Origin of the sequence: Candidatus Amarobacter glycogenicus (assembly GCF_016704105.1) — a bacterium.
Lineage (GTDB): Bacteria > Chloroflexota > Dehalococcoidia > Tepidiformales > Tepidiformaceae > Amarobacter > Amarobacter glycogenicus.
This window is the reverse complement of sequence record NZ_JADJAT010000019.1, coordinates 38,314-62,188: the sequence shown is the minus strand read 5'-3', so window position 1 is coordinate 62,188 and position 23,875 is coordinate 38,314. Positions and strand designations below refer to the sequence as shown.

23 protein-coding genes, 1 tRNA gene and 2 pseudogenes are annotated in these 23,875 nt (G+C 65.6%); 11 read left to right on the top strand and 15 right to left on the bottom strand.

From position 1 onward, the window contains the following. The first annotated feature begins 65 nt into the window (after positions 1-65). The 9 genes and pseudogenes from IPG14_RS11505 to IPG14_RS11465 all read left to right on the top strand — a co-directional run bounded on the left by IPG14_RS11505 (position 66) and on the right by IPG14_RS11465 (position 9,201). Complete coding sequence (locus tag IPG14_RS11505; RefSeq protein ID WP_343386568.1) at positions 66-1,055, top strand: thiamine pyrophosphate-dependent dehydrogenase E1 component subunit alpha; 990 nt, start codon at positions 66-68, stop codon at positions 1,053-1,055. Next, positions 1,052-2,056 (top strand): alpha-ketoacid dehydrogenase subunit beta, encoded by a 1,005-nt coding sequence (locus tag IPG14_RS11500; RefSeq protein WP_343387730.1) that lies wholly within the window; start codon positions 1,052-1,054, stop codon positions 2,054-2,056. Before IPG14_RS11505 ends, IPG14_RS11500 begins: the two co-directional genes overlap by 4 nt. Before the next feature lie 2 nt (positions 2,057-2,058). Further along, the gene (locus IPG14_RS11495; RefSeq protein WP_343391933.1) at positions 2,059-3,072 is read left to right on the top strand and encodes an NAD(+)/NADH kinase; all 1,014 of its coding nucleotides are present in this window, start codon (positions 2,059-2,061) and stop codon (positions 3,070-3,072) included. Further along, on the top strand, positions 3,062-4,426 hold the full coding sequence (locus tag IPG14_RS11490) for a 2-oxo acid dehydrogenase subunit E2 (protein ID WP_343391932.1): 1,365 nt from the start codon (positions 3,062-3,064) through the stop codon (positions 4,424-4,426). The genes IPG14_RS11495 and IPG14_RS11490 overlap by 11 nt, the downstream gene beginning before the upstream one ends. After that, positions 4,426-5,655, top strand: a complete 1,230-nt coding sequence (locus tag IPG14_RS11485) for an NAD(P)/FAD-dependent oxidoreductase (protein ID WP_343391931.1) — start codon at positions 4,426-4,428, stop codon at positions 5,653-5,655. The genes IPG14_RS11490 and IPG14_RS11485 overlap by 1 nt, the downstream gene beginning before the upstream one ends. 60 nt (positions 5,656-5,715) lie before the next feature. Beyond that, a tRNA-Arg gene (locus IPG14_RS11480) sits at positions 5,716-5,791 on the top strand. Between the two features lie 309 nt (positions 5,792-6,100). Continuing rightward, positions 6,101-6,625: a helix-turn-helix domain-containing protein gene (locus IPG14_RS11475; protein WP_343386563.1), complete on the top strand. Its 525-nt coding sequence runs from the start codon at positions 6,101-6,103 to the stop codon at positions 6,623-6,625. Between the two features lie 8 nt (positions 6,626-6,633). Continuing rightward, positions 6,634-8,951, top strand: a pseudogene (locus tag IPG14_RS11470) (molybdopterin-dependent oxidoreductase). Position 8,952: 1 nt separating this feature from the next. Next, positions 8,953-9,201 (top strand): DUF6457 domain-containing protein, encoded by a 249-nt coding sequence (locus IPG14_RS11465; protein WP_343386561.1) that lies wholly within the window; start codon positions 8,953-8,955, stop codon positions 9,199-9,201. 19 nt (positions 9,202-9,220) lie between these two features. Here the strand turns inward: IPG14_RS11465 and IPG14_RS11460 are convergent, their stop codons facing one another. The 8 genes from IPG14_RS11460 to IPG14_RS11425 all read right to left on the bottom strand — a co-directional run bounded on the left by IPG14_RS11460 (position 9,221) and on the right by IPG14_RS11425 (position 16,670). After that, positions 9,221-10,114, bottom strand: a complete 894-nt coding sequence (locus IPG14_RS11460) for an LLM class flavin-dependent oxidoreductase (protein WP_343391930.1) — start codon at positions 10,112-10,114, stop codon at positions 9,221-9,223. 170 nt (positions 10,115-10,284) lie between these two features. Beyond that, the gene (locus IPG14_RS11455; RefSeq protein WP_343391929.1) at positions 10,285-11,331 is read right to left on the bottom strand and encodes an NADP-dependent oxidoreductase; all 1,047 of its coding nucleotides are present in this window, start codon (positions 11,329-11,331) and stop codon (positions 10,285-10,287) included. Between the two features lie 62 nt (positions 11,332-11,393). Then, entirely contained in the window at positions 11,394-12,113 is a 720-nt protein-coding gene (locus tag IPG14_RS11450; RefSeq protein WP_343391928.1) for an SDR family oxidoreductase, read from the bottom strand. Between the two features lie 84 nt (positions 12,114-12,197). Next, a complete protein-coding gene (locus tag IPG14_RS11445; RefSeq protein ID WP_343391927.1) occupies positions 12,198-13,367 on the bottom strand; it encodes an acyl-CoA dehydrogenase family protein in 1,170 nt (389 codons plus the stop codon). A 35-nt stretch (positions 13,368-13,402) separates the two neighbouring features. After that, a complete protein-coding gene (locus tag IPG14_RS11440; protein WP_343391926.1) occupies positions 13,403-13,924 on the bottom strand; it encodes a DinB family protein in 522 nt (173 codons plus the stop codon). A gap of 32 nt (positions 13,925-13,956) precedes the next feature. Beyond that, complete coding sequence (locus IPG14_RS11435; RefSeq protein WP_343391925.1) at positions 13,957-14,997, bottom strand: LLM class flavin-dependent oxidoreductase; 1,041 nt, start codon at positions 14,995-14,997, stop codon at positions 13,957-13,959. Positions 14,998-15,027: 30 nt separating this feature from the next. Beyond that, positions 15,028-15,816, bottom strand: a complete 789-nt coding sequence (locus tag IPG14_RS11430) for a crotonase/enoyl-CoA hydratase family protein (protein WP_343386556.1) — start codon at positions 15,814-15,816, stop codon at positions 15,028-15,030. Positions 15,817-15,878: 62 nt separating this feature from the next. Next, positions 15,879-16,670 (bottom strand): enoyl-CoA hydratase/isomerase family protein, encoded by a 792-nt coding sequence (locus IPG14_RS11425; RefSeq protein ID WP_343386555.1) that lies wholly within the window; start codon positions 16,668-16,670, stop codon positions 15,879-15,881. A gap of 121 nt (positions 16,671-16,791) precedes the next feature. Here IPG14_RS11425 and IPG14_RS11420 point away from each other — a divergent pair, with 121 nt between their 5' ends. Together IPG14_RS11420 and IPG14_RS11415 are read left to right on the top strand one after the other, a co-directional pair. Next, positions 16,792-17,148, top strand: a complete 357-nt coding sequence (locus IPG14_RS11420; RefSeq protein ID WP_343386554.1) for a helix-turn-helix domain-containing protein — start codon at positions 16,792-16,794, stop codon at positions 17,146-17,148. Positions 17,149-17,191: 43 nt separating this feature from the next. Next, positions 17,192-17,305: pseudogene (locus IPG14_RS11415) on the top strand (transcriptional regulator); the annotation flags it as partial. Here the strand turns inward: IPG14_RS11415 and IPG14_RS11410 are convergent. The 7 genes from IPG14_RS11410 to IPG14_RS11380 are packed head-to-tail and all read right to left on the bottom strand — an operon-like array spanning position 17,270 to position 23,874. Beyond that, the gene (locus IPG14_RS11410; protein WP_343391924.1) at positions 17,270-17,680 is read right to left on the bottom strand and encodes a nuclear transport factor 2 family protein; all 411 of its coding nucleotides are present in this window, start codon (positions 17,678-17,680) and stop codon (positions 17,270-17,272) included. The pseudogene IPG14_RS11415 and the gene IPG14_RS11410 overlap by 36 nt on opposite strands. Positions 17,681-17,690: 10 nt before the next feature. Further along, positions 17,691-18,419, bottom strand: a complete 729-nt coding sequence (locus IPG14_RS11405) for an enoyl-CoA hydratase/isomerase family protein (protein ID WP_343386552.1) — start codon at positions 18,417-18,419, stop codon at positions 17,691-17,693. A 42-nt stretch (positions 18,420-18,461) separates the two neighbouring features. Continuing rightward, entirely contained in the window at positions 18,462-19,262 is an 801-nt protein-coding gene (locus IPG14_RS11400; RefSeq protein ID WP_343391923.1) for an enoyl-CoA hydratase-related protein, read from the bottom strand. 8 nt (positions 19,263-19,270) lie between these two features. Further along, positions 19,271-20,407: an acyl-CoA dehydrogenase family protein gene (locus IPG14_RS11395; protein WP_343391922.1), complete on the bottom strand. Its 1,137-nt coding sequence runs from the start codon at positions 20,405-20,407 to the stop codon at positions 19,271-19,273. A gap of 17 nt (positions 20,408-20,424) precedes the next feature. Continuing rightward, positions 20,425-21,576 carry a M28 family peptidase gene (locus IPG14_RS11390; protein ID WP_343386549.1) on the bottom strand — a complete coding sequence of 384 codons (1,152 nt, stop codon included), beginning with the start codon at positions 21,574-21,576 and terminating at the stop codon, positions 20,425-20,427. After that, positions 21,573-22,733 carry a CoA transferase gene (locus tag IPG14_RS11385; protein ID WP_343391921.1) on the bottom strand — a complete coding sequence of 387 codons (1,161 nt, stop codon included), beginning with the start codon at positions 22,731-22,733 and terminating at the stop codon, positions 21,573-21,575. The genes IPG14_RS11390 and IPG14_RS11385 overlap by 4 nt, the downstream gene beginning before the upstream one ends. Then, the gene (locus IPG14_RS11380) at positions 22,723-23,874 is read right to left on the bottom strand and encodes a LacI family DNA-binding transcriptional regulator (RefSeq protein ID WP_343386547.1); all 1,152 of its coding nucleotides are present in this window, start codon (positions 23,872-23,874) and stop codon (positions 22,723-22,725) included. The genes IPG14_RS11385 and IPG14_RS11380 overlap by 11 nt, the downstream gene beginning before the upstream one ends. Position 23,875 lies beyond the last annotated feature (1 nt).

The window sequence follows — 23,875 nt, the reverse complement described above, 5'->3', positions numbered from 1 at the left end:
CCATGGGCGAGCCGCACGCCTACGGCGGTGCCTGCGCGCCCGCTTTCCACTGGGGTGACGACAGAATGACCGAGATCACGCGCGAGATGCTCCTCGACCTCCACCAGCGAATGGTCCGAATTCGCATCTTCGAAGAGGAAGCGGGGAGGCTGAGCGAAGCCGGCCGGATTCCCGGTGCACTCCACCTCTATGTCGGCGAAGAGGCCGTCGCCGCAGGCGTCATGGCGCACCTGGAAGCCGCCGACCAGATCACCAGCACTCACCGTGGCCACGGACACCTCGTCGCCAAGGGCGGCGACCTTCGCCAGATGTACGCGGAACTCTTCGGCCGCGAAGCCGGCTACTGCAAGGGCAAGGGCGGCAGCATGCACATCGCCGACCTCGACCTGGGCATGCTCGGCGCCAATGGAATTGTCGGCGGCGGACCTCCGATCGCGGTCGGCGCAGCCTTCTCGAACAAGTACCGCAAGACGCAAAATGTCTCCTGCTGCTTCTTCGGCGATGGCGCGAGCAACGAAGGCACATTCCACGAAGCAGCGAACATCGCGGCGCTCTACCGGCTCCCCATCGTCTTCGTCTGCGAAAACAACGGTTTCGGCGAATTCACACGCCAGGACCGGCACCAGGCCATCCAGGATGTCGCCGACCGGGCAGGCTCCTACGGCATGCCCGGCGTCATCGTCGACGGTATGGACGTCACGGCTGTGTATGAAGCCGCCGGCGAAGCCATCGCCCGTGCTCGCCGCGGCGAAGGCCCAACCCTCCTCGAATGCAAGACGTACCGGTTCTTCGATCACGTCGGCGTGCGGGGGATGGGCATGGTCTACCGCACCGATGACGAAGTCCTCCAGTGGAAGAAGCGCGATCCGATCGCGACCTTCGAAGAGCGCCTCCAGGAGATGGGCATACTCGCCGCCGACCAGGCGGCAGCCATCCACGAGCGCGTCCTGTTCGAGGTCCGCGAGGCGATCGCCTTCGCTGAAAACAGTCCACCGCCGGATCCCTCCGTTCTACTCGAGGACGTCTACACGCTCGCTGCCGGAGGGGGACGATGACCGCGCCCGAATCCGCCGCCCGCCGGCTTCCCTACGTGATGGCCGTCAACGAAGCGATCACCCAGCTCATGCGAGAGGATCCGGCCGTCTTCCTCGCGGGTGAAGATGTTGCGCTCTACGGGAGCGTCTTCGGCATCAGCCGCAACCTCCTCGCGGAGTTCGGCCCGGAACGCGTCGTCGATACGCCGATCGCCGAAGCGGGCATCATGGGCCTCGGCATCGGCGCTGCCGCCACTGGCCTGCGCCCCATCATCGACATCATGTTCATGGACTTCATGACCGTCTGCATGGACCAGCTCGTCAACCAGGCAGCGAAGATGAAGTACATGTTCGGCGGGAAAGCCCGCCTGCCGCTGACCATCCACACGATGGCCGGCGGCGGCCGCAGCATGGCAGCGCAGCATTCCCAGAGCCTCGAAGCATGGTTTTGCCATGTGCCCGGACTGAAGGTGGTCATGCCTTCCGGCGCCTACGAGGCGAAGGGGCTCATGGTCGCCGCTGTCCGTGATGACAACCCCGTCATCGTCGTCAATCAGAAGGCCCTGCTTGGCGCTTCCGCACCCGTCCCGGAGGATCTCTACGAAATCCCGCTCGGCGTCGCGAATATCGTCCGTCCCGGCTCGAACTTCACTATCGTCGCCCTCGGGGCGATGGTTCCCGAGGCGCTGAAGGCCGCCGAAACCCTCGCCGAGGATGGCCTCGATGTCGAAGTCATCGACCCACGGACGCTCCAGCCGTTCGATACCGGCACGGTCGTTGCCTCAGTTCGGAAAACTCACCGCGCCCTCGTTGCCCACGAAGCGGTCAGGTTCGGCGGCCTCGGTGCCGAGATCGCAGCCCAGATCCAGGAAGAAGCGTTCGACCACCTCGACGCCCCCGTGGGTCGAGTCGGAGCGCCTTTTTCGCCTGTGCCTTTCAGTCCGGTGCTCGAATCCCACTATGTGCCCACCGCGGAGACGATCGTCACTGAAGTGCGCCGCCTTCTGGGCAGGCAGGCTTAGGCGTGGCCGGCGGCCCAATCGGCATCATCCCCAACCCGGCGTCGGGCAAGGATATTCGGCGGCTCGTCGCCCACGGCTCCGTCTTCGACAACCAGGAGAAACGGTCGATGGTTCGGCGGGCCGTGCTCGGCGCGCTCGCCGCGGGCGCCGGCGAATTCCTCTTCATGCCCGGTCCGCACCGGCTCGTCGAAGACGCTTTCGACGGGCTGGCCTCGAAAGCGGTGTTCACCCCGGTGACGGTCCCGGGTGTCGGGGGTCCGCTCGACACTGTTGCCGCCGCCCGCGCAATGTGCGAGGCCGGGGCTGCCGTCGTACTCACCTTCGGCGGAGACGGCACGAACCGCGCCGTAGCGAAGGGCTGGCTCGATGTGCCCGTCATCGCCCTTTCGACCGGCACGAACAACGTCTTCCCCCGCATGATGGAGGCGACGGTTGCCGGCATGGTGGCGGGACTCGTTGCCGCTGCCGGTGTAGGGCTTGAGGAAGTAGCGCGTCAGGCCAAGCGCGTCCAGATTCAGTCGGACGGTCGCCCGGAAGACCTCGCCCTGATCGACGCTGTGCTGGTTGCCGAACGGTTCCTCGGTGCCCGCGCGGTCTGGGCGCCGGGCGCTATCAGGACGCTCGTGCTCGCACGGGCCGAACCAGCGGCGATCGGGTTCTCCGCGATCGGCGGGCTGCTCCAGCCGATCGCCGCGGAAGACGATGCCGCTCTTGTAGTAGAGGTTGGCGACGGTGGAAGCCCCCTGCTGGCGCCCATCGCCCCGGGCCTCTTCGAGGAAGTACTCGTGAAAAGTGTCCGCCGCATCGAACTCGGCGAGGTGGTCGAAGTCACCGGTCCGGGCGTCCTTGCCCTGGACGGCGAGCGGGAGTTGCCGCTCGGCGAGGGCGTGAAGGTCCGCATGACGGTCGTCCGCGATGGCCCCCGAGTCATCGATGCCGGCCGGGCGCTCCGGCTCGCCGCCTGCCGGGGCCTCTTCCTCCGGCAGCAATCCTCCGGAGGCCCCGATGGCAACTGATGTCCTGATTCCTAAGCTCGGTATGACCATGACCGAAGGCACCCTCGCCGAATGGATGATCCCCGATGGGGCGGAGGTGAAGGCAGGCCAGATCCTCTACCACCTCGAAACCGAGAAGATCGAGTTCGATGTCGAAGCCGAGTCCGATGGCACCGTTGCTCACCTTGTGCCCGCGGGGACGACGCTTCCGCCGGGCGCCCTGGTCGGTTACGTGCTCGCACCCGGAGAGACGCGCCCCATCGCCCCGACGCCGTCCGCTTTGCCGGGGATCGGCGCGTCTCCCGCGCAGCAGGAAGTCCGTCCCGTCCAGCAGTCGTCCGGCGCCGGTGGCGGAGTCGCTTCGCCGATCGCGCGTCGCCTTGCCGGGGAGGCAGGACTCGACCTTGCGAGCGTCACCGGCAGCGGCCCCGGCGGCCGGATAACCGAAGCGGATGTGCGCGCCGCCCTGTCTTCCACGCCAGCTCCCCCAGCACCAGAAGCTCGCCAGGCGTCGACGGCGGAAGTGCTCGCTTCGCCGCTGGCGCGCAAGCTGGCTCAGTCCCTCCGCGTGGACCTCGCCCTGGTACGCGGGACCGGCCCCGGTGGCCGTATTACCCAGGAAGATGTCGAAGCAGCGGCGTCTGCAGCTCCCCCCGCTCCGGCCTCTGTCCCGCCTCAACGAGGACTTCCGGGAACGATCGTGCCCATGCGCGCAATGCGGAAGGTCATCGCTGAACGGATGCACGCCAGTCTCCGGGAAATGGCCCAGCTGACAATGGCGATGGAAGTCGTGATGGACGACGCCGTCAAGCTGCGTGGTCAGCTCATCGAGGAGTGGGCGTCCCAGTCCATCAGGCCGTCGTACACCGACCTTGTTATCAAGGCCGTCGCGAAGTCCCTCGTGCTCCACCCTCGCCTCAACGCCAGGGTCACGGCAGCTGGGATCGAACTCGAGCCCACGATTGCCATCGGTATGGCCGTCGCCCTGGATGAGGGGCTCGTCGTCCCGGTCGTCCGCGATGCGGACTATGCAACGCTGCGCGAGATCGCTGCCGAGACGACCCGCCTGGCGGAGGCCGCGCGCAGCGGCAAGCTCGCCATGGACGACATGGCCGGCCAAACCTTCTCCGTCACCGCCCTTGGCATGGCCGGCATCGACTTCTTCACACCGATCATCAATCCGCCCAATGTGGCCATCCTCGGGGTCGGCCGGGTGCACGATGGGACGGCGTGGGTGGGTAACCTTCCGGTTCGCCGCCAGGTCATGACCTTGAGCCTCACCGTCGACCACCGCGCCGTCGATGGCGCGCCTGGAGCAGCCTTCCTCAATGAAGTACGTGCGCTGCTCGAATCCCCGTATCGGCTCCTGATTTGATGGAAACCGTCGACGTGGCTGTCATCGGTGGCGGCCCGGGTGGCTACTCCGCTGCCCTCAAAGCGGCTGAACTCGGCGCGAAAGTCGCCCTCATTGAGGCTGAACGTCCCGGTGGCGCATGCGTGCATCACGCATGTATTCCGACCAACATCCTCCTCGATTCGGCGCTCACGCACCTCGCGGCTCGCGAACTCTCCGTCATGGGAGTCTTCGAAGTCGGCGACCAGTTCAACTTCGCCCGGGCGTCGGCGCGCAAAGACACCCTCGTTCGCAAGATCGCGGAAGGGGTCAATGGCGCGCTTCGCATGCGCAAAGTCCAGGTCATCGAGGGCCGAGCTTCGTTCCAGGATTCGCACACGCTCGCCGTCACCGGTCGCGATTCGCTCCGCGCCGGGGCGATCATTGTCGCGACAGGCACTCGCTGGGAGCCGCCTGTCATACCCGGTGTCGAGCCCGGCCGCATCCTTACTGCCGATGCGGTCCAGTCGCTGTCCGTCGCTCCTACCTCGGCCACGGTGCTCTGTGACGGCCCGGCCGAGACGTCGTTCGGGCTCGAATACGCCACGCTGCTCGCCCTTGCCGGGACCGAGGTCACCGCGATGACTTCGCGGCCGGCCATCTTCCCTGGCCTGGACCCCACATTGGCCGAGTTTGCCTCCAACGCGCTGCGCGATCTCGGGATCGCCGTCTTCGAACAGGCTTCAACGACCGGCGACACCATCCCTGTCGACCGGGATTGCCGCACCAACGTCGCTCACATCTTCGCTGTCGGTGACGTCACTGGCGGAACGATGCTCACGAACGCCGCTATCCACATGGGCGAGGTTGCGGGCGCCAACGCAACCGGCGGTCATGCCCGGACGCGCCTCCGCGACGTCCCCCACCTGCTCCACACCGTCCCCGAGGTCGGTTGGGTCGGCCTCACCGAAGAAGCTGCCCGCGCCAGCGGCTTCGATGTTGCGACAGGCATGGCCGACCTGTCTTTCAACGCGCGCGCAATCGTCACGGGGGCTCGCCAGGGGCTCATCAAGGTCGTCGCCGACCGCGAAATCGGCCAGGTGCTCGGCGTCCACGCCGCCGGCCCCGGCGCGTCCGAGGTCATCACCGTCGCAGCGTCGATCATGCAGGCGGAGATCCCGCTCGCAGACCTCGCCGCCCTCGTCACCTGGCATCCCGGCGTCACTGAGGGCCTCGTCGAGGCAGCCCGCCGCGCACTCGCCGGGCGGTAGCCCTGCCGGAGATCAGTGCCCCCGGCAGCCGGGGTGTTATCATGATAGAGCGGTACGCGTGCCCTCGTAGCTCAACGGATAGAGCGTCTGACTTCGGATCAGAAGGTTGGGAGTTCGAGTCTCTCCGGGGGTACCAAACCACCAGTTTTGAATCTGTGGGCGACGGTAACGAACTGGTTCCATCGGCCCGACTCAAGAGCGACAGACCTTCTGGCCGGACAAACGACCGTCCGACTCGTCTACTCCAGGCCGATCTACACCGAATCGCCAGATTCACGCGGCAACCCCGAACGACCCGCTGATTTCCAGTCTGAGGCGTGAACTCCGCGCCAGCGGTTCCCGTGGGAACACGCACGCGCCGGCGTTGCCGCGCGGCTGGCGGGGATTGCCAACAATGCACTTGAGGCGTAAGTTCAAGATACAGACTTAAGACTATGGTGCCAACATGGATTGGAAAGAGGTTGCGGCCACGCCCTGTCCGGTCGCGTCGGCGCTTGACCTGCTTGGCGACCGCTGGAGCATGCTGGTCATTCGCGACGTGATGAACGGCGTCAGGCGCTTCGATGACCTCATCGACCGCCTGGCCATCAGCCGCGCGACGCTCTCCGATCGCCTCCGGCGACTAACCGAAGCAGGCATTCTCAAGATGTCCGATTACACCGACGGGCGCGGCCGCGTTCGGTCCGAATATCGGCTAACGCAGCGCGGATGGGACCTCCAATTCGTCCTGGTCGCGCTTCGTGAATGGGGTGACAAGAACGCGCTAGGTGAAGGGAACGAACCGCTTCGCCTGATACACCGGGAATCCGGCCAGGATGTGCGGCTTGCCCTGGTCGATACGGCCACCGGCGAGGTCGTCGAGTCTCGCGAAGTCGAGCTGGTGCCGGGGCCGGCCTTCAAGACGCGAGGCTCCGGACGGAACTCTGATCCGAGTGGCAGGGACGGTCCGCGTCAGGAACAACGGAAGTGAGGCTAGCTGTGACAGCTAACGATGGAACCGTCTCGGCAGTTTCGACACCGGACGAGTGGCGCAAGTCCGCATGCATCCTGTGCGAATCCAACTGCGGGATCGAAATCCGCCTCGGCGAGGATGGTCGCACCTTCGACCGGATTCGCGGGGACCGCGATCACCCGGCTTCCAGGGGCTACACCTGTGAGAAGCCGCTCCGCCTCGATTACTACCAGAATGGTCGTGGTGAGCGAGTCCTGAACCCACTGCGCCGGCGCGCAGATGGCTCATTCGAAGAGATCGATTGGGATACGGCGACCCGAGAGGTGGCCGAAAGGTTGAGCGCCGTACGCGACACCTACGGTGGCGAGAGCATTCTCTATTACGGCGGCGGCGGCCAGGGAAACCATCTCGGCGGAGCCTATGGCGGAGCGATGTTTAGAGCGTTTGGTGGGCGCTACAAGTCCTCGGCCATCGCCCAGGAGAAGGGCGGTGAGATCTGGGTCAACGGCGCGATGTTCGGCACCCCCGTCCGCGGCGACTTCGAACATTGCGAGGTGGCCCTCTTCGTCGGCAAGAACCCGTGGATGAGCCATGGCATTCCCCGCGCCCGGGCGACCTTGCGGGCGATTGCGAAAGATCCGAAGCGCTCCATGATCGTCATCGATCCGCGGGTGACCGAGACGGCCGCCATCGCCGATTACCACCTGCGGGTGGGGCCGGGCCGGGATGCGTGGCTGCTGGCCGCGCTGGTTGGCGTCATCGTCCAGGAAAGACTGATCGACGCTGACTGGCTGAGGGCACATGCGAATGGCGTCGATCAGATACGGGCCGCCTTCACCGCTATTCCGGTCGCGGCTTACTGCGAGATATCTGGGGTCGACGAGGATCTCGTTCGCCGGGCCGCGCGACGGCTGGCGGCTGCGAAAAGTGTCGCAGTGTTCGAGGACCTCGGCATACAAATGAACCGACACTCGACCCTCGTCAGCTACCTGGAGAAGCTCGCATGGACGCTAACGGGCAATCTGGGCGTGCAGGTGGACAGTACGCGCCATCGATGATGGTCCCATTGGTCAGAGCGAACTCGGCGGAACTTAATCCCGAAACGTTCCCCACGAGTCCGGTCGTCGGTGCGCGGATCCTCGGCGGCCTCGTGCCCTGCAACGTCATTCCGGACGAGATCCTGACGGACCACCCGAATCGTTACCGGGCGTTGGTCGTTGAGTCTGGCAATCCCGTCCACTCGATTGCCGACAGTCAACGTACGCGGCGAGCCATGGAGGCGCTCGACACGGTCGTCGTGATCGATGTCTTCATGACTGAGACCGCGCGCATGGCGGACTATGTCCTCCCGGCCCGAACCCAATTCGAGAAGCACGAGGCGACGTTCTTCAACTTCGACTTTCCCAAGAACGTCTTCCAGCTTCGCCGGCCTGTTATCGAGGCTCCCGCAGGACCGTTGCCCGAACCCGAGATCCATGCACGAATCGTCGAAGCAGCCGGGTTCCTGGACGGTGTTGATCTCCAGTCCCTGCGCGAAGCAGCGGAACACGGACGGGAGTCTTTCTCGGCCGCCTTCGACGCGACCCTGGCCGCTCATCCGAAGTTGGCCGTTGTCGCTCCGATTGTGTTGTACCGGACGCTCGGGCCGACTCTTCCGCACGGAGCGGCATCGGCAGCGGCGCTCTGGCCGATTGCCCGCCGCTGCGCCGTCGCCAATCCCGGGGGCGTTGAGCGAGCCGGTTATGGGACCGGGACGGAGGCTGGTGACCGGTTGTTCGACGCCATCCTTGAGAATCCGTCCGGGATTGCTTTCACGGACGACGACACCGACGAGACCTGGCGCAGAGTCTCCACGCCCGACGGCCGCGTCAACACCGTCATGCTTGAACTTCTGGGCGAACTCGAATCGCTGCGCACGGAGATTCCTCCCGGGGACGACCCGGACTGGCCGTTCCTCCTCTCCGCTGGTGAACGAAGGTCGTCAACCGCGAACACGGCCTTCCGCGACCCCGCGTGGCGAAAACACGACCGCGAGGGCGCCCTCCGTGTCTCGCCCCAGGACGCCGAGCGAGTCGGTTTGTCAGACAATGGCCTCGCCGGGGTGACTACTCCTCAAGGTTTCGCAGTAGTGCGCGTCGAGATTGACCCGGGGATGTCCGCAGGGCACATCGCCCTGCCGAACGGACTCGGTTTGGACCACATCGAGAATGGCCAGCGCGTTCAGACCGGTGTTTCTCCAAACGAGCTAACCGCGGGCGCCGCGCGCGACCCCTGGGCCGGGACTCCCTGGCACAAGTCAGTGCCCGCCCGCCTCGAACCAGTGGGGTTGAACGATGGGCGATGAGATGAGGAGTCCAGAGCTGGCGGAGAGCCGGGTAACGGCGGACGCATGGCTCTCCGCTTTTGCCGAGTCGCTCGGTGTAAGCGCTCCGGATGCCACCGTTGTCCAGCGGCTCCTGGAGATAGCCGGCGTCGCAGCGCATGCGTCGGAGCGAATCGCGGCGCCGATTGCCTGCTATCTCATTGGCCTGTCCGGGAGTGACTTAACCGCCGCCGAAGAGGCGGCGAACGCCGCGGGGCGTCAACTCCGATGAGGCGGCTGCAAGGGCCGTCCTAGAGTCCTCGTATCGTCGGCATCACGTGGCGCCCAATGCGCTCGAACGACTCCAGCATCTGTTGGTGGTCCCCAACGATGTGCCGGACCATGACCTCTTCGAAGCCCATCGCCCGGTACTCCCGAAGCTGCTGTATCACCGTCTCAGGCCCGCCTACGAGCAGCGTATCGTGGCCAGTGCCCCGGTACCCTTCGGCCAGGATGGGCTCTACGACTGTGCGGGCGTCGGTGTCGGTCTCGCCGACGAAGATGTCGCGGCGAAGCACCGGCCGGGGTATCCGGCCTGCCTGGGCCGCCGCTTCCCGATAGACCGCCAATTGCGCTTTCAATTCGGCTGGGGAGGCGTTCTGGCCGCACAGCCAGGCATCGCCGAGGCGCCCGGCGCGCGCGGCCGCCTCAGGGACCGTCCCGGCGAGCCAGAGCGACACTGGAACCCGAGGCAGCGGGCTGATCTGCGCGCTGACCACGGTGTGGTACCGGCCGTGGAATGTGACCCGTTCGCCGGCGAGTAACGCCCGGACGACCGTCGCCAACTCTTCCAGTCGGCCAACGCGCGTGCGCATCTCCCAACCGAACGATTCGAACGTCTGAGCCCGCCCGCCCAGCGCGAGCGTGACGATGAGCGGCGCCTCGGAAAACGCAGCGAGGGTACCGATTTGTTCGGCGAGAACAATCGGCTCGTAGAACGGGGCGAGCAGCACCATTCCGACCGGCATATCCCCGGTCACGGCCATCAAGCGCGCGATCGAGGGGACCGGGGAAAAGCAGTTGGCATAGCCCGGCGCCACCGCGTGATTGTCGCCGACAAGGAGACCGTCGAGGCCGGCAGCACGAGCCGCCGCGGCAACCTCCAGCCAGTTACTGGCCTGCTCGGCGGTATCGTACGCACCCATGGGCCGCTCGATAAACGAGCCCGCGGGCGCTGCCGCCAGTGCATGCCGGAACGCTTCGTGCGTTCGCGGCGATGTCGGAAACAGAAAACGAAGTGACGTCCCCAGTTTCATGGGACAGCAGGTCCGAGGCCTCGCGGGGTCCTAATCTCGTGCATGGCGTTCTCCCTGTCTCAGACTTCTGCGTCCGGATTCGTCGTGCGGTGAGTGGATGGCGGCGGAGAGTCCGCAAGGGTGACGACGGCTTTGCCTCGGATGCCGCCCTTGGCGAGCGACTGCAGGGCTTGCGGAGTCTGGGTAAAGTCGAAAACCTTCCCCACTATCGGGCGCAGCTTGCCGTCGTCGACGAGCGCGCTGATCAGGCGGAGTTGGTCTCCGCTCGCACGCATGAAGAGGAACTCGTACGTCACGCCGAGGTTTCTCGCTTGCCTGCGGATCTTCCAGCTGAGTCCCTTGATCGCCAGGCGCAGCAGAGGGTTCACGCCCGCCTCGCGTGCGAACGCCGGGTCCGGGGGACCGGCAATCCCCACTGCCTTCCCGCCAGGCTTCAGGATGCGGAGTGATTTCTCGAGGTTCTTTCCGCCCAGGCTGTCCAGCACGAAGTCGTATCCATCCAGGATCTGCTCGAAATTCTCGGTGCGGTAGTCGATCACCGTGTCTGCGCCGAGGCTGCGGACGAAGTCGGCATTGGAGGCGCTGGCGGTGGTCGCAACGCTCGCTCCGAGGTGCCTGGCAAGTTGGATCGCGATCGACCCGACCCCGCCCGCCCCGGCGTGGATGAGGACCTTTTGTCCCCGCTCCACCTTGCCGCGCTCGACGAGCGCCTGCCAGGCGGTGAGTGCGACCAGAGGCAGCGAGCCGGCCTCCGTCATGCTGATCGACGCGGGCTTCAACGCAAGGTCGCCTTTCGCGACGGCGATGCGCTCGGCGAACGTGCCGATGCGACTCTTGTCGGGGCGAGCGTAGACCTCGTCGCCAGGCTTGAACGCGCGCACCCTCGTCCCGACGTTGATGACGGTGCCGGCGAGATCGTTGCCGAGGATCAGCGGGAGCTTGTATGGGAGGATCTGCTTGAACTCCCCCAGTCGAATCCTTTCGTCGAGCTGGTTGAGGCCCGCAGCGTGGACCTGAACCAGCACATCGTCGTCGCCGACAACGGGCTCAGCCACGTCCGCCTCGCGCAGCGGCCCCTTGTACCTGGTGATGACGAACGCCTTCATGGCGTGGTTCTCCTTGCTCTGGGGGTCGTACCTCGCTCCTCCAGGTTCGACTCGCCCAGTTCCTACGCGCCGACCACCGGTGCGAGTGACGGGTACAGGACGGTGAGGTCAGCGGAGAGCCCATTCCTCACCCGCCGGCTCGTTTCATCCGCGAGCACTTCGAACGCGCCCTCCCGGATACCGGCCAACGCCTGCGAAGCTACATCGTCCGGAGAGGACTTCGAACCGCGCAAGCGAGCGGCCATGTCGGTCTCCATCAGCCCTACATGGAGCGCCATCACGTGGGTGTGCTGGGCGTGCAAGTCCTGGCGCATTGCGTTTGTGAGCGACCATGATGCCGCCTTCGACGCGCAATAGAACGCGGCGCCGGGATTGCTCAGCCACGACAGGACCGAAAGCACGTTGATCACCGCTCCGCCGCCATTCGATCCAAGGATGGGAGCGAAAGCGCGGGTCAACGCAAGCGGTCCGAAGACGTTGGTTTCGAACTCCCGCCGTCCGGCCTCCATCGCGTCCTCTGAGAAAACTCCAGCCCCGGTCAGGATCCCGGCGTTGTTGATTAACAGTTTGACGTCACCGCATTGGCCTGCCGCTGCCGTCACATCCGTCGGCGAGGTGATGTCCAGCCTGACCGGGATCACTCCGGGAACGCCCAACTTGTCGATGTCGCGGGCGCCCGCGTAAACCTTCGACGCGCCGGCTTCCAAAAGTGCCCGGCAGAAGGCCGCTCCGAGTCCACGGTTGGCACCCGAAACCAGCGCCACTGATCCTGCGATTTCCACGTTGTTCTCAATTCCTTGTTTTGGGGTCGGCGTCCGCCATTGGACGATGCCTGCGTTCTGCGTTCTCAGGGACACCTGCCGGACTCAATCTCTAGGCAGGCCCAAACCGCGGGAGGCGATGATGTTTCGCTGGACTTCGTTCGAACCCGAGTAAACCGAGGCCGGCGAGATGAGCATGTAGTTCTCGGCGAACTCACCGAGCAGAGGTGCCCGGGCGTCGCCGGAGCGGATTTGTCCGCTCAGTCCGAGCGCGTTCAATCCGAAGTTGTAGATGCGCTGGCTCAGCTCGGACTGGAAGACCTTGACCATCGACGCCTCGTAGCTAGGGTGCTGACCGCGGGTCTGCATGTCGCCGATCCGGTAGCCAAGAGCCCGGACGACGTTGTTCTGGATAACCATCTCCGCGAGCCCTAACCGCGCGCGCGCCCGGGCCACGTCCGGGGCCTTCCTCAGCCAGCGGGCAAACAGCTCAAGCGTCCTTCGCTGGGCTCCGGTCCGCGCGACGCCCGACCGCTCGAAGTCGAGGAGCGTCATGCCGACGTACCACCCGCGGTTGACCTCGCCAACGACGTTGGCCGCCGGCACGCGCACGTCTTCGAAGAACACTTCGTTGAAGTCGTGGCGGTTTGCCATGTTTACGAGCGGGCGCACGGTGAGGCCCGGAGTCTTCATGTCGACCATGAAGAAACTGATGCCTTTGTGCTTGGGCGCGTCAGGGTCGCTCCGCGCGAGGACGAAGATCCAGTTCGCTCCGTGGCCTCCCGAAGTCCAGATCTTCTGTCCGTTCAGGATGAAGTCGTCTCCATCCCGGATGGCTCTTGTTTGCAGGGACGCAAGGTCCGAACCCGAGCCGGGCTCGGAGTAGCCCTGGCACCAGACGGCTTCGCCGGTGGTGATGCGCGGGAGATGTTCTGCCTTTTGCGACGCGGTGCCGTGGACGATCAGCGTTGGGCCGAGCATACCGACGCCGAACGCGCGCGTGCCGTTATCGGGAGCGCCGTGATAGCCAAACTCTTCGCTGAACACCATTTGTTCGTAAATCGTGGCGCCGAGGCCGCCGTACTCTCGCGGCCACGCGGGGGCGATCCATCCACGCGCTGCGAGCTTCTCGTTGAACGCCTTCGCCTCTTCGAAGTCATCCCCGCCTGGAACATCGGGATGAAACCGTTGGTCGACGGCCGGAAGTGAGCAGCCGAGGAATGCTTTCACTTCGACCCTGAGGCGCTCTTCGGCCGGCGCAAACTGAAAGTCCATGGCTTCCTCCTCGTGGAACTGGAAACAGGTCGAGGTCAGCCGCCGAAGTGGGCGGCGTTCGTCTGGAGTTGACGCATGTGGTCGAGGTCGTGGACACGCATGAAGAGCAGCCATTCGCGCCACGTCAGGTCACCGAACGAGGACCTCACTCGGACCTCAAGGTACTCATCCCCGCGCGCCAACAGCACTCGTTCGAGGAGGGGTTCTCGTTTGGCGACGTAGGCCTGCCAGAAGTCCTCAGCGTGCTTCAGCCCGCCCCTGGTTTCGCCGGTCATCACATCAGCTACGGCGGCAGGGGCCGCGCCGGAGTCGAGAATGCCGGCGATCAGCTCGGCGCCCCTGTCATTCATGTCCAGGATGTGAGTGAAGACTTCGGCCGCCGACCAATCTTCGGAGTTTGGCCGGTCGAAGAAGCGATCCTCCGGCACCGAGGCCGCCGCCTCGCGCAGCGGAGCCGTATCGGTCCGGACTTTGTCTACGAGTTCCGGGATGGTGAGTTTGTTCGCCTGGGTGAGAATGTAGCCACGGACTCGTTCGGCCTCTGTTGGCTGTCCCATTGGATCCTCCTGTGGAATCGGGCAGTGCGCCGCTACGGGGCGGCGTTGACTTCCCCGACGAGCTTCATGAATCGGCCGAGGGTCTCGACTCGCTCGCCCAGAGTTTCCCCGGCGGGAGACACGCTGATCGAAGTAATCCCGGCATCGCGGTAAGCACGAATGCGGTCCTTCACCATCGCTTCTGTTCCGAGCAGGTTTGCCTTGACGACGAGCTCGTCCGGGACGGCAGCGGCAGCCTCTTCGCGCTTCCGTTCCAGCCAGAGCGACTGGACGCGGTTGGCCGCTTCCCCGAAGCCTTGCATCGCGTAAGCGTCCTTGTAGAAGTTGTGTTCGGGCGAGCCCATCGCCCCCATCTCGAACGCGAAGCCGCTCTTCCGCGGGGCGATCAGCTTGTCCAGGTCGTCGCCGAACTGCACGACGCCACCGGCCTGGCGTTCGATCGCGTCGAAGTCGCGGCCAGCGCGGTCAGCGCCGCGCCGGATGGCATCGAGAAGTGGCTTCGAGTTATCCGCGGTGAATGACGATGCCAGCCAGCCATCGGCGATTTCGCCCGTTACTTCGAGGCTCTTCGGGCCAAGCGTGGCGAGGTAGATCGGCACATGTGCCGGCGGAGCGCTCACTTTGAGGGCACGGCCCTCGCCTCCCGGGAGCGGGAGCTGATAGACCTTCCCGTTGTAGGTAACGCGTTCTCCCGAGGCGGCCATGCGCACGATCTCGACGATCTCGCGCAAGCGCTGCACAGGTCGGTCGAAGCGGATGCCGTGCCAGCCTTCGATGACCTGCGGTCCGCTGTTCCCCAGCCCGAGGATGAACCGGCCGTTCGAGAGCGACTGCATCGTGAGCGCGGTCATTGCGACCGCTGCCGGTGTGCGAGTCCCGGCTTGCATGATCGAGGTGCCGAGCTTCACCTTTTCGGTTTTTCCAGCGAGGTACGCCAGTGGCGTCACCGCATCGAAGCCCCAGGCCTCGGCGGTCCATACGCTGTCGACACCTAACTTCTCGGCTTCGAGCACCCAGCTCACCGCCTCGTTCCAGCCGCGTCCCGAGCCGAAGCCTGTCGCTATCTTCACCATTGCTGACCTCCGTTCGCCGCGGTGTGCCGGCTAGCGACCCGTGAACACCGCAGGTCGCCGCTCGATGAAGGACTGCATGCCTTCTTTCATGTCCTCAGTCCCCATGACGGCCGCCCGGATATCAGGAAGGGCGGCGATGGCAGTGGCCTCCGCCGCCTCGTAGAACTTCCGGGCGGTCAACTTGGTGATCTGAATACCGATGGGTGCGTTCTTGGCGATGATCTCGGCCAGTTCCAGCGCACGCTCTACCTGGCTGCCCGCAGGCACGACCTCCTGCACCAGGCCGATCCGGTGCGCTTCGGCGGCGCCGAATTCGTCGACGAGCAGCAGGTGATACATCGCATCTCCCCAGCCCATACGGGTGAGGAAGCGAAAGTTGCCGCCGGCGAGCGGCGCGAGACCGCGCTTCGCTTCCATCTGGCAGAAGCGCGCGTCATCCGCCGCGACCACGATGTCGCAGGCGAGGACCATCTCGATCCCAATCGTGTACGTGATCCCCTGGACAGCGGCGACTATCGGCTTGCGGCACGTCTTAGTCAGTTGGAAGGCATCCACCTGACCTTCCGGGGTCGTCCGCGCCGTCGCGCCGGGACCGAAGAACTTCGGCATGTCGAGGCCCGCAGTGAAGTGACCGCCTTCGGCGCAAAGGACGCCGGCGCGAAGTTCGGGGTCTTCATCCAACAGCGTCAGCGCTTCGGAAAGCTGCTCCATCATCTCCGGGATGAACGAGTTGCGGCGGGTGACGTTGTCGATGGTGATTTTGAGGACGTGGCCGAGGCGCTCGTGGCGCACGCGACCGGCAGGAGCTTCGTGGGTCATGTATTCGCTACTCCAGGAGTGAGGTGTGAACTAGTTCGGGGCGGAAGGACGTTAGCCGGCGGCTATTCGCCCTTGAACACGGGGGTGCGCTTCTCAGCGAAGGCCCGAGGTCCTTCTTTCGCGTCGCTTGTCTGGCCGATCGCCCACCGCATGGTGGATGCGAGGCGCATGGCTTCGCCTTCGGGGAGATTCCCCTGGCGTTTGACCAGCTCGAGCATCGAACGGACCGCGAGCGGCGCGTAGCTGGCGATCTTTGCTGCCATGGCCTGCGCAGTTGGCAGAAGTTCGTCCGCCGGGACCACCCGGCTCACGATGCCGTATTCGTACGCCTTCTTCGCATCGATCCGTTCACCGGTGAAGAGCATGTCGTTCGCCATCGTCCGGGAGATGCCCCGCGGGAGCTTTACCGGCGCGCCAGCCAGCGGAAAGAACCCAAGGGTGATCTCCGGCAGACCGAAGGTCGCCGCTTCGCTGGCGATGAGGAGGTCACACGAGAGAGCGATTTCGAAGCCGCCACCAAGGGCGTACCCGTTGACAGCGCCGATAATCGGTTTCTTCGCGTCGAACTCGTGGAAACCCGGCGCGTCGTCCGTCCGGAACAGCCCTGCTACCCCGCTCGCCGCGGCTGGCCCGTCGGCGCGGCTGCGGAGGTCAGCGCCGGCGCAGAACGCTCGGCCGTTTCCTGTGATGACCGCCACGCGGATGTCGTCCCGGTTTCGCACCTCGCGGAGGGACTCGATCAGGGCGGAGCCAAGTTCGCCGTTGATGGTGTTCATCTGTTCGGGGCGGTTCAGCGTGATGGTCGCGACTCCATCATTCACTTCGAAAACGACTGGTGAATCGGGACTCGACATCTGAAGACTCCGTTCTCAGGCCGTCTGCCTTGAGAATGTGATAGTGACTAAAAGAGTCTGTACGTTCGACTTGATTGTCGTCAAGTCACTATGCCAAACTAAATCTACTGAGGAGGACCACATGCCGGAGTCGCGCACTTATGAGACACAGCAGGACTGCCCTGTGGCCCGGACCCTCGACGTGGTCGGCGATCGCTGGACGATCTTGATCCTGCGCGACCTCTCATGGGGCAGACGCCGCTACTCAACGCTGCTCGAATCGCTCAAAGGCATCTCAACCAATCTGCTCTCGGATCGGCTCAAGAAGCTGGAGGAAGCGGAAATGATCGTCGCGGTGCCGTACAGCGCGCACCCCCCGCGTTCGGAATACAAGCTGACTGCGAAGGGCAAGGCGTTCGTCCCGATCCTGGCAGCGATTCGGGACTACGGCGAAGAGTGGGAGCCGCAGGCCGAGCCCGTCGCGACGCAGACGCATTGAACGCAACGGCAAAGGCACTGCCGGCAATCAAGAAGAGGCACCGTTGGCCCGCACCAATCTCGCCGGCATGCCTTGCTCAGTCGCGCGGACCCTCGAGGTCGTCGGCGAATGGTGGACCGTGTTAGTCGTCCGCGACGCAATCTTCGGCGTGCGCCGTCTGCTGCTTCCAGAACACGTCCTTCTTGCGCACTCGCCCCTCGTGGGCCGTTACGAGTTCGATGCCCCGCAAGGAAAATGCCTCCCCGTCGCGGCGGCCGTTCGCCGTGTACGTCATCACGATCTGGTCGTCAGCGATGGCGCGGATGACCACGTCGTCGAAGCGTAGGGATTCGAACATCTCATCGTTTTCGCGAAGCCCTCGCATGAATCCGTCGATCCCCTTCCGCACGCGACCGTGCGGCGCATCGGGCCCGAAGGCAAAATGCCATTCCGCGTCCGGCGTAATGGCATCGGCCAGACGTTCGGCCTGCTTGCTAAAGTAGGCGCTCCCGAACCGTGCCAGCACCGCCTGTGCGTCGTCATCGGTGAACATGGCCGCCCTCCTATCCCACTCGTGCCGCGCTCAGCAGCGCTGTGTTCGTTTGTTTGCGGAACCACGTCTCGGCGTCCGAAATCCCGGATTGCGCCCGGACATCGGCCTTATGCCGCCCGGCCGCCCCATGAGGGAACCCCGCGAGCCGCTCGGCGATCGCCGAGGCCCGGCTCACCACCTCGCCGTCGGGTACCACTTCCGCCGCGAGCCCAAGACGGTGAAGTTCGCGGGCCGGAACGCGGTCTCCGTAGAGCGTGATGCGCGAGGCCACTGCCTCGCCGGCCTTCAGTCGAAGCCACGCAGCGTTGTTCGCGATCGGTGCACCTTGCTGGATCTCGCCAACCTGCAAGAACGCAGTCTCTCCCGCGATGAGGATGTCGGATGACAGCGCCAGGGCAGCGCCCGCGTTGATGGCGCATTTTTCCAGGGCACCGACGATCGGCTTCGGGAAGTTGAACAGCGCGATGTTCGTCTCCCGAAAGATGACAGCTAGCGTCTCGGCCCACGGCGGCCGGGGTTGCGCCTGCAACTCCGTCAGGTCGTGGCCCGAACAGAACGCGCCGCCTTCACCTCGAAAGACGATCGCCTCGACTGCGTCGTCGGCTGCAAGGACGCCCAGGGCGCCCGTGAGGCGCTCCAACAACGGGCCGATCAGAGCGTTTCGCCGCTGCGGTCGATTGAGGATGAGCTCGGCCCAACCTTCGTGGCGGACCACCTTGATGAGTTCGTCGCTGTCCATTGCTTCCTGTCTCCTTTCGCGCGACTTCCGCGCGGATTGCGATCACCGGCCTGTGAAACGCGGCGCCCGGCGCTCCAGGAACGCCTGAATTCCCTCGGCCCTGTCCTCGATCACCACGTCCCTCGTAAGGGGTGCGGCGAAAGCCATGAACCCCGCGTGGTCCATTTCGAGGCCCGTGTAGATTTGTTGTTTCATCAGCGCGATCGCCTTCGTCGGCGCGGTCGCCAGTCGGTTCGTCAGCTCCGAAACCGTCGCGTCCAGACCGCCCGCCGGCGCCGAACTGGTCACCATCCCGGCGGCCGCCGCTTCGGCGCCACTATAGGGCTTCCCCAGCACCAGGAACTCCAGCGCCCGGGTGAGGCCGATCGCGCGAGGTTGGAACCAGGCGCAGCCGGTCACGGCGTGCATGCCGCGCTCGATGACGCGCTGGTCGCGTAGTTCCGCGTCGTCGGCCGCAATTCGGAAGTCGCACGCCATGGCCAGGTCCAGCCCCACGCCGAATGCAAAGCCATGGATGACGGCGATCGTGGGCTTGGGCGCTCTCCGGAGAGCCGTTTGCAGCGCTGCATGGCTCACTGGCGCCACCGGTCGAAACCGGAACTCGGCAGGCAATTCGCCCATCCCTCGAAGCTCGTCGCCGGGGCAGAAGCCCTTCCCGGCACCGCGCACCACCACCACTCGCGCCGAGTCGTCGCCGCTTGCGGCCTCTACCGCGTACAGGAGCTCCGCCAGCATTGTCTTGGTGATTGCGTTTCGCCGCTCCGGACGGTTCAACGTGAGGGTGACCACGCCATCGGTGCGCTCCCACAACACCTCCGCCATCGCCGAGAAGTCAGTGTCCACTGCCGTGCTCACCCTCTCGGCAACCCGAGGCCGCGTGTCGCGATGACATTGCGATTGATTTCGCTCGTCCCCTGCCCAACCGTCAGGCGCCGCGCGTCCAGGTATCGGAAGGCAATCGTTTGCCCCGGTTCGCGCTCCGGCTCCCGCAACTGCCCCGGCAGCCCGAGCAGCGACACCCCAAACTCCGCGATCCGCTGACCGACCTCCGAGTTGTAGGTCTTCGACATCGAGCTCTCGTAGTTCGGGACCAGCCCGCGGCCCTGCATCCAGGCCACGCGCCGCGCGATCCACTGGCCGACTTCCACCTCGATACGGAGGTCGGCCATGCGGTGGCGCCAGGTCGCCGGGCGGTTCACGAGCGCTGCCCGGTTCGATGCAGCGAACTCGTACAGCCTCCGCCAATCCCGTTGCGCCACCAGGTTGCGCTCTATCCCCGAGCGCTCGAAGTCAAGCGTTGTGGTGGCCGCGTACCAACCGCGGTTCTCTTCCGAAATCATGTTTCGCCGTGGCACGCGCACGTCGTCGAAGAACACCTCGTTAAACCCGTGGACGCCCGTCAGTTGGATGAGCGGCCGGATCGTGATGCCGGGCGAACGGAGGTTGATCATGAAATAGCTGATGCCCCGGTGCTTCGGCACGTCCGGGTCCGTGCGGGCCAGCAGGTGGATCCAGTCGGCAAGGTGCGCACCCGAAGTCCATATCTTCTGACCGTTGATGATGTAATCGTCGCCGTCGCGCACCGCCCTCGTCTGCAGGCTCGCCAGGTCGCTGCCCGCCCCCGGCTCCGAGAACCCCTGCGCCCAGCGTACTTCGCCCGAGGCGATGCGTGGCAGATGTTCGCGCTTCTGCTCCTCGCTGCCGTGCACCATCAGCGACGGGCCCAGGAGGTTCACGCCCTGGGAGTCCAGGCTCACGCCCGCCCGCCAGCATTCCTCCTTGAATATCAACTGCTGCAACGGGCTTGCTCCGCCCCCGCCATACTCCGCGGGCCAGGCGATCGTCAGCCAATTCTGCGCCGCCATCTCCCGTTCGAGGTCATCGAAGCGCTCGCTCGCCACCTGGCCGTTCGGCCCAACCCAGCCGCCGAGAAAGTCGCGCACCCTCGTGCGGAAGGCGTCCTCGTCGGCCGTGAATCGGAACTCCATGGTCTACCTCCCGGACACTAGCTGGCCGCCGGTTCGAAGCGACGGATGAATTGCAGGACGAGGCGAGCGTTCCGCGCGATCGCCTCGGCATCGATCGCGACCGGCCATCGGTCGGTCGACGAGTGAAAGAGCGAAAAACCAGCGCCCACCATCGAGACGTACGCCGCGCCATGCGCGGCGATCACCTGCGCTTCGCCGCCTGCCGGCTTTGGCCGCAACTCGCACGTGGGACCGACGCGGCTTTCGCCCAGGTTTCCATCGGCCGCGCCAAGCGCATCGAGCAACCTCTGAGTGGCCGACCGGACGACAGTGGCGGTGCCTTTCGCCCCGATGTTCGCGCCGAGATGGACCCAGCACATGGCTGCCGCGGCTGCGCCGGGATGGCGCTCGCAGTAGCGTTCGATGCCCCAGAACCCGAGTTCGTGCCCGGTTGTCGCCACGAAGTCGATGCTGCGTTGCAGTGCGAGGGCGCGCACCGCCCGCGCCACCTCCAGCCAGATGGCGATGCCCCCTCCACGCTCGCCGGCGCAATGCCACCAGCCGCTGCGCGGCGTGAGAACCGCGATCGGGGCCAGTGCTGCATCCGCACCAGCCACGCGCGCGATCACGTTCGCGGCACTGGTTTCTGTGGTGCTCGCGCCACACCGGATGGTGGCCGCCGCGCCGCCGTCCCGTGCACGAACCAGCGCCTCCCAGGCCTCGCCCGGTACCTGGATGACAGGAGGGCCGTGGGGCTGTCCGAACTCCCAAACGTTCCGCAGCGTCAGCCCGCCGGACGCGCCATGCACGGCCGCGACAATCGCAGCCCATGGTTGCGACCGCAGCGGGTCGATAGTGGAGGTCTGTCCGTGGCCATCGGTCTGGACAATGGCGATGCGACCCTGGCCCGGTTCGCCGCACACGACGCCCTCGATCGTCGTCCCGGGCCGCGGCAATACGCTGTCCAGAAGCGGGTAACCCGCCACCTTCCACGCCCCGATCGCCACTTCACAGTCCGACGGGTCGATCCGCGAAAACGGGTGTTCCTCGATCACGCCTTCAACCCCACGCGCCGCAAGCTCCTGGACGAGCCACTCGGCCGAGTCCGCATCGACTCGTGTACCGGTGCGGTGGATCCCCTGCGCGTCGTAGGCGCGGACCGCCTCGCTGCATGCGTCCGCCGTAATCACTTCGAGGCTTCCTCCGCGGCGTTAGTGCGCTCGATGACTCCGTCCCGCTCCATCTCTGAGACCTCGTCGTCAGAGAGCCCAAGTTCTCGGAGAATCTCAACCGTGTGCTCGCCGGCCAGTGGCGCGCCTCTCATCGGCCCGCTGTCCGCGTTCGAAAAGTAGAGCGGCGACGACACGACTCGCGCCGTGCCTTCCAGCGGGTCGGGGATCGAAGCGATCATGCCGCGCTCGGCGAAATACGGGTGCTGCACGGCCTCGCGGATCGTCCGCAACACCCCGTACGGGGCGCCCACCTCCTCCATCGCGCGCGCCACTTCGGTGGACGCTGTGCCCGCGGCCCATTCTTCGAGCATCCGTTCGGCCGACTCCCGTGTCGAAGCGTCTGATTCTGCCTGTCCCGTTGCTCGGGCGAGTCGCCGCCAGTTCCGCGGCGACCCTGCGTTGATGGCCACATAGCCGTCCCGCGTTCGCTGAAGTCCGTGGCGAAACGGCGTCCAGCTTGTGCCCTCGGGGTCAACAAGCGCCGGCGCGGCCGCTTCAGCGAGGAAAGCAAGCTGGCTGTCCATGAGGGTCACGTTGATCGCCTGGCCTTCGCCCGTGCGGTCCCGGTCGTAGAGCGCCGCGAGGACGGCCGTACAGGCGTTCATCCCGGTCGCGATGTCGGCCACCGTGACGCCCGGCGCGAAGGGCTGGTCGCCGCCCTGTGCCTGCTGCTGCACCCAGAGCCAACCGGCCTCTGCGTGTGCGGTCGCCCCGAAAGCGCCGCGCCGCGCGAACGACGTGTTGTCGCCGAACCCGCTGATCGTTGTGTAGATGAGCCTCGGGTTGAGCGCCCGAAGCTGCTCGTACCCCAGTCCCAGCGCCTCCAGTGCGCCCGGCCGATAATTCTGGACGAGCACGTCGGCTGCCTGCGCGAGCTTCTTTGCCACCGCGAGCCCTTCCGGCCGCTTCAGGTCGACGACGATAGAGCGCTTGCCTGAGTTCTGGGCCGCTGGCCCAGCGCTACGCCGCGGGCCTTCGTCACCGTCCCTTCCTGGCGCGTCGACTTTCACCACGTTCGCCCCCAGATCAGCCAGCATGCGCGTGCATACGGGCCCCGCCACAATCTGCGTGATGTCAAGCACGCGGACCCCCGCGAGGATGCGCCTACCCGGCATCCGAACTTCCTCGCCGTGCCCGCCTCGTCCGTTCGGGGGTCACGCTGCGCAGCACGCTCCTGGGAGCTTGCCCCATCGAACCGCGCATGACGAATTCGGACTCGCGGACCTCCCCAGGTTCAGGGATCGCGCCCGCCACTCGCTGCACGAGCCGCTGGACCAGGGACTTCGCCACGGCGGCATAGTCCTGGCGGACCACCGAAATAGGCGGTGAGTAGGCCCGGTGCCACTGCGAGTCGCCGAACGACATGAACGAGACATCGCCCGGCATCTCCAGCCCGGCCGAATGGATGCCTTCGAGGATGTATGGCGTGAGTCTACCGTTCGCGGAAATGATCGCCGTCGGTGAATCTGGGGAGGCCATAAGTCGGTGCAACTCGGGCACGCACTCGTCCGGGTCGGCCACCCGGACCTCCACAACCGAGGCCGAGCGCCTGTCCTCCGAGTCCAGAACTTCTCGCAAGCGCTGGTGCCTCGCGCGTCCTGTCGCGGACGCTGCGTGTGCGAACAGGAAGATCGCGAACCGCTGGTGGCCAAGCCGAGCGAGCCGCCGGAAGGCGATGGTCGCCCCGACGGCATCCGACGTGATGTGCCGGTAGACGTTGACGCGCCCGCCTGGCTCCACCTTGAGGTCCCCTGCCGTGAAGTAAGGCTCCACCGGGATAGCCGAGTCCACAAGTTGGAACAGTGACCGTGTGACCGGCACCAGCCCGCGGCCGATGATGAGGCCGTCCACCCGGTAGTCGCGCATGCGCGCGATCTCGGCGTCCTGGATCTCCGGCGAGTCCTGCGAATCGCCGACGAGGACGGTGTAGCCCACCTCGTGCGCCGCCCGCACCGTCGCCCGGAGGTGGTCGTACGAAATCGGGTTCTCGAGGTTGGGTGCCAGGAAGCCGATGGTGCCAGTCCGGGCAAGGCGCAACGCCTGCGCCGATCGGCTCGGACGGTAGCCAATCTCCTCGGCGATCAGCCGGATCCGCTCGCGCGTTTGGGCACTCACGCGCGGCTCTCCCGAGAGCGACCGAGACACCGTCGACGTCGAGACCCCTGCCCTGCGGGCGACATCGTGAATGGTCGCCGGTCCGTGAAGAGGCGGTTCGGGGCTTCCGGGCTTTGGGGCTTGGCTATCGGCGTCAGTCATG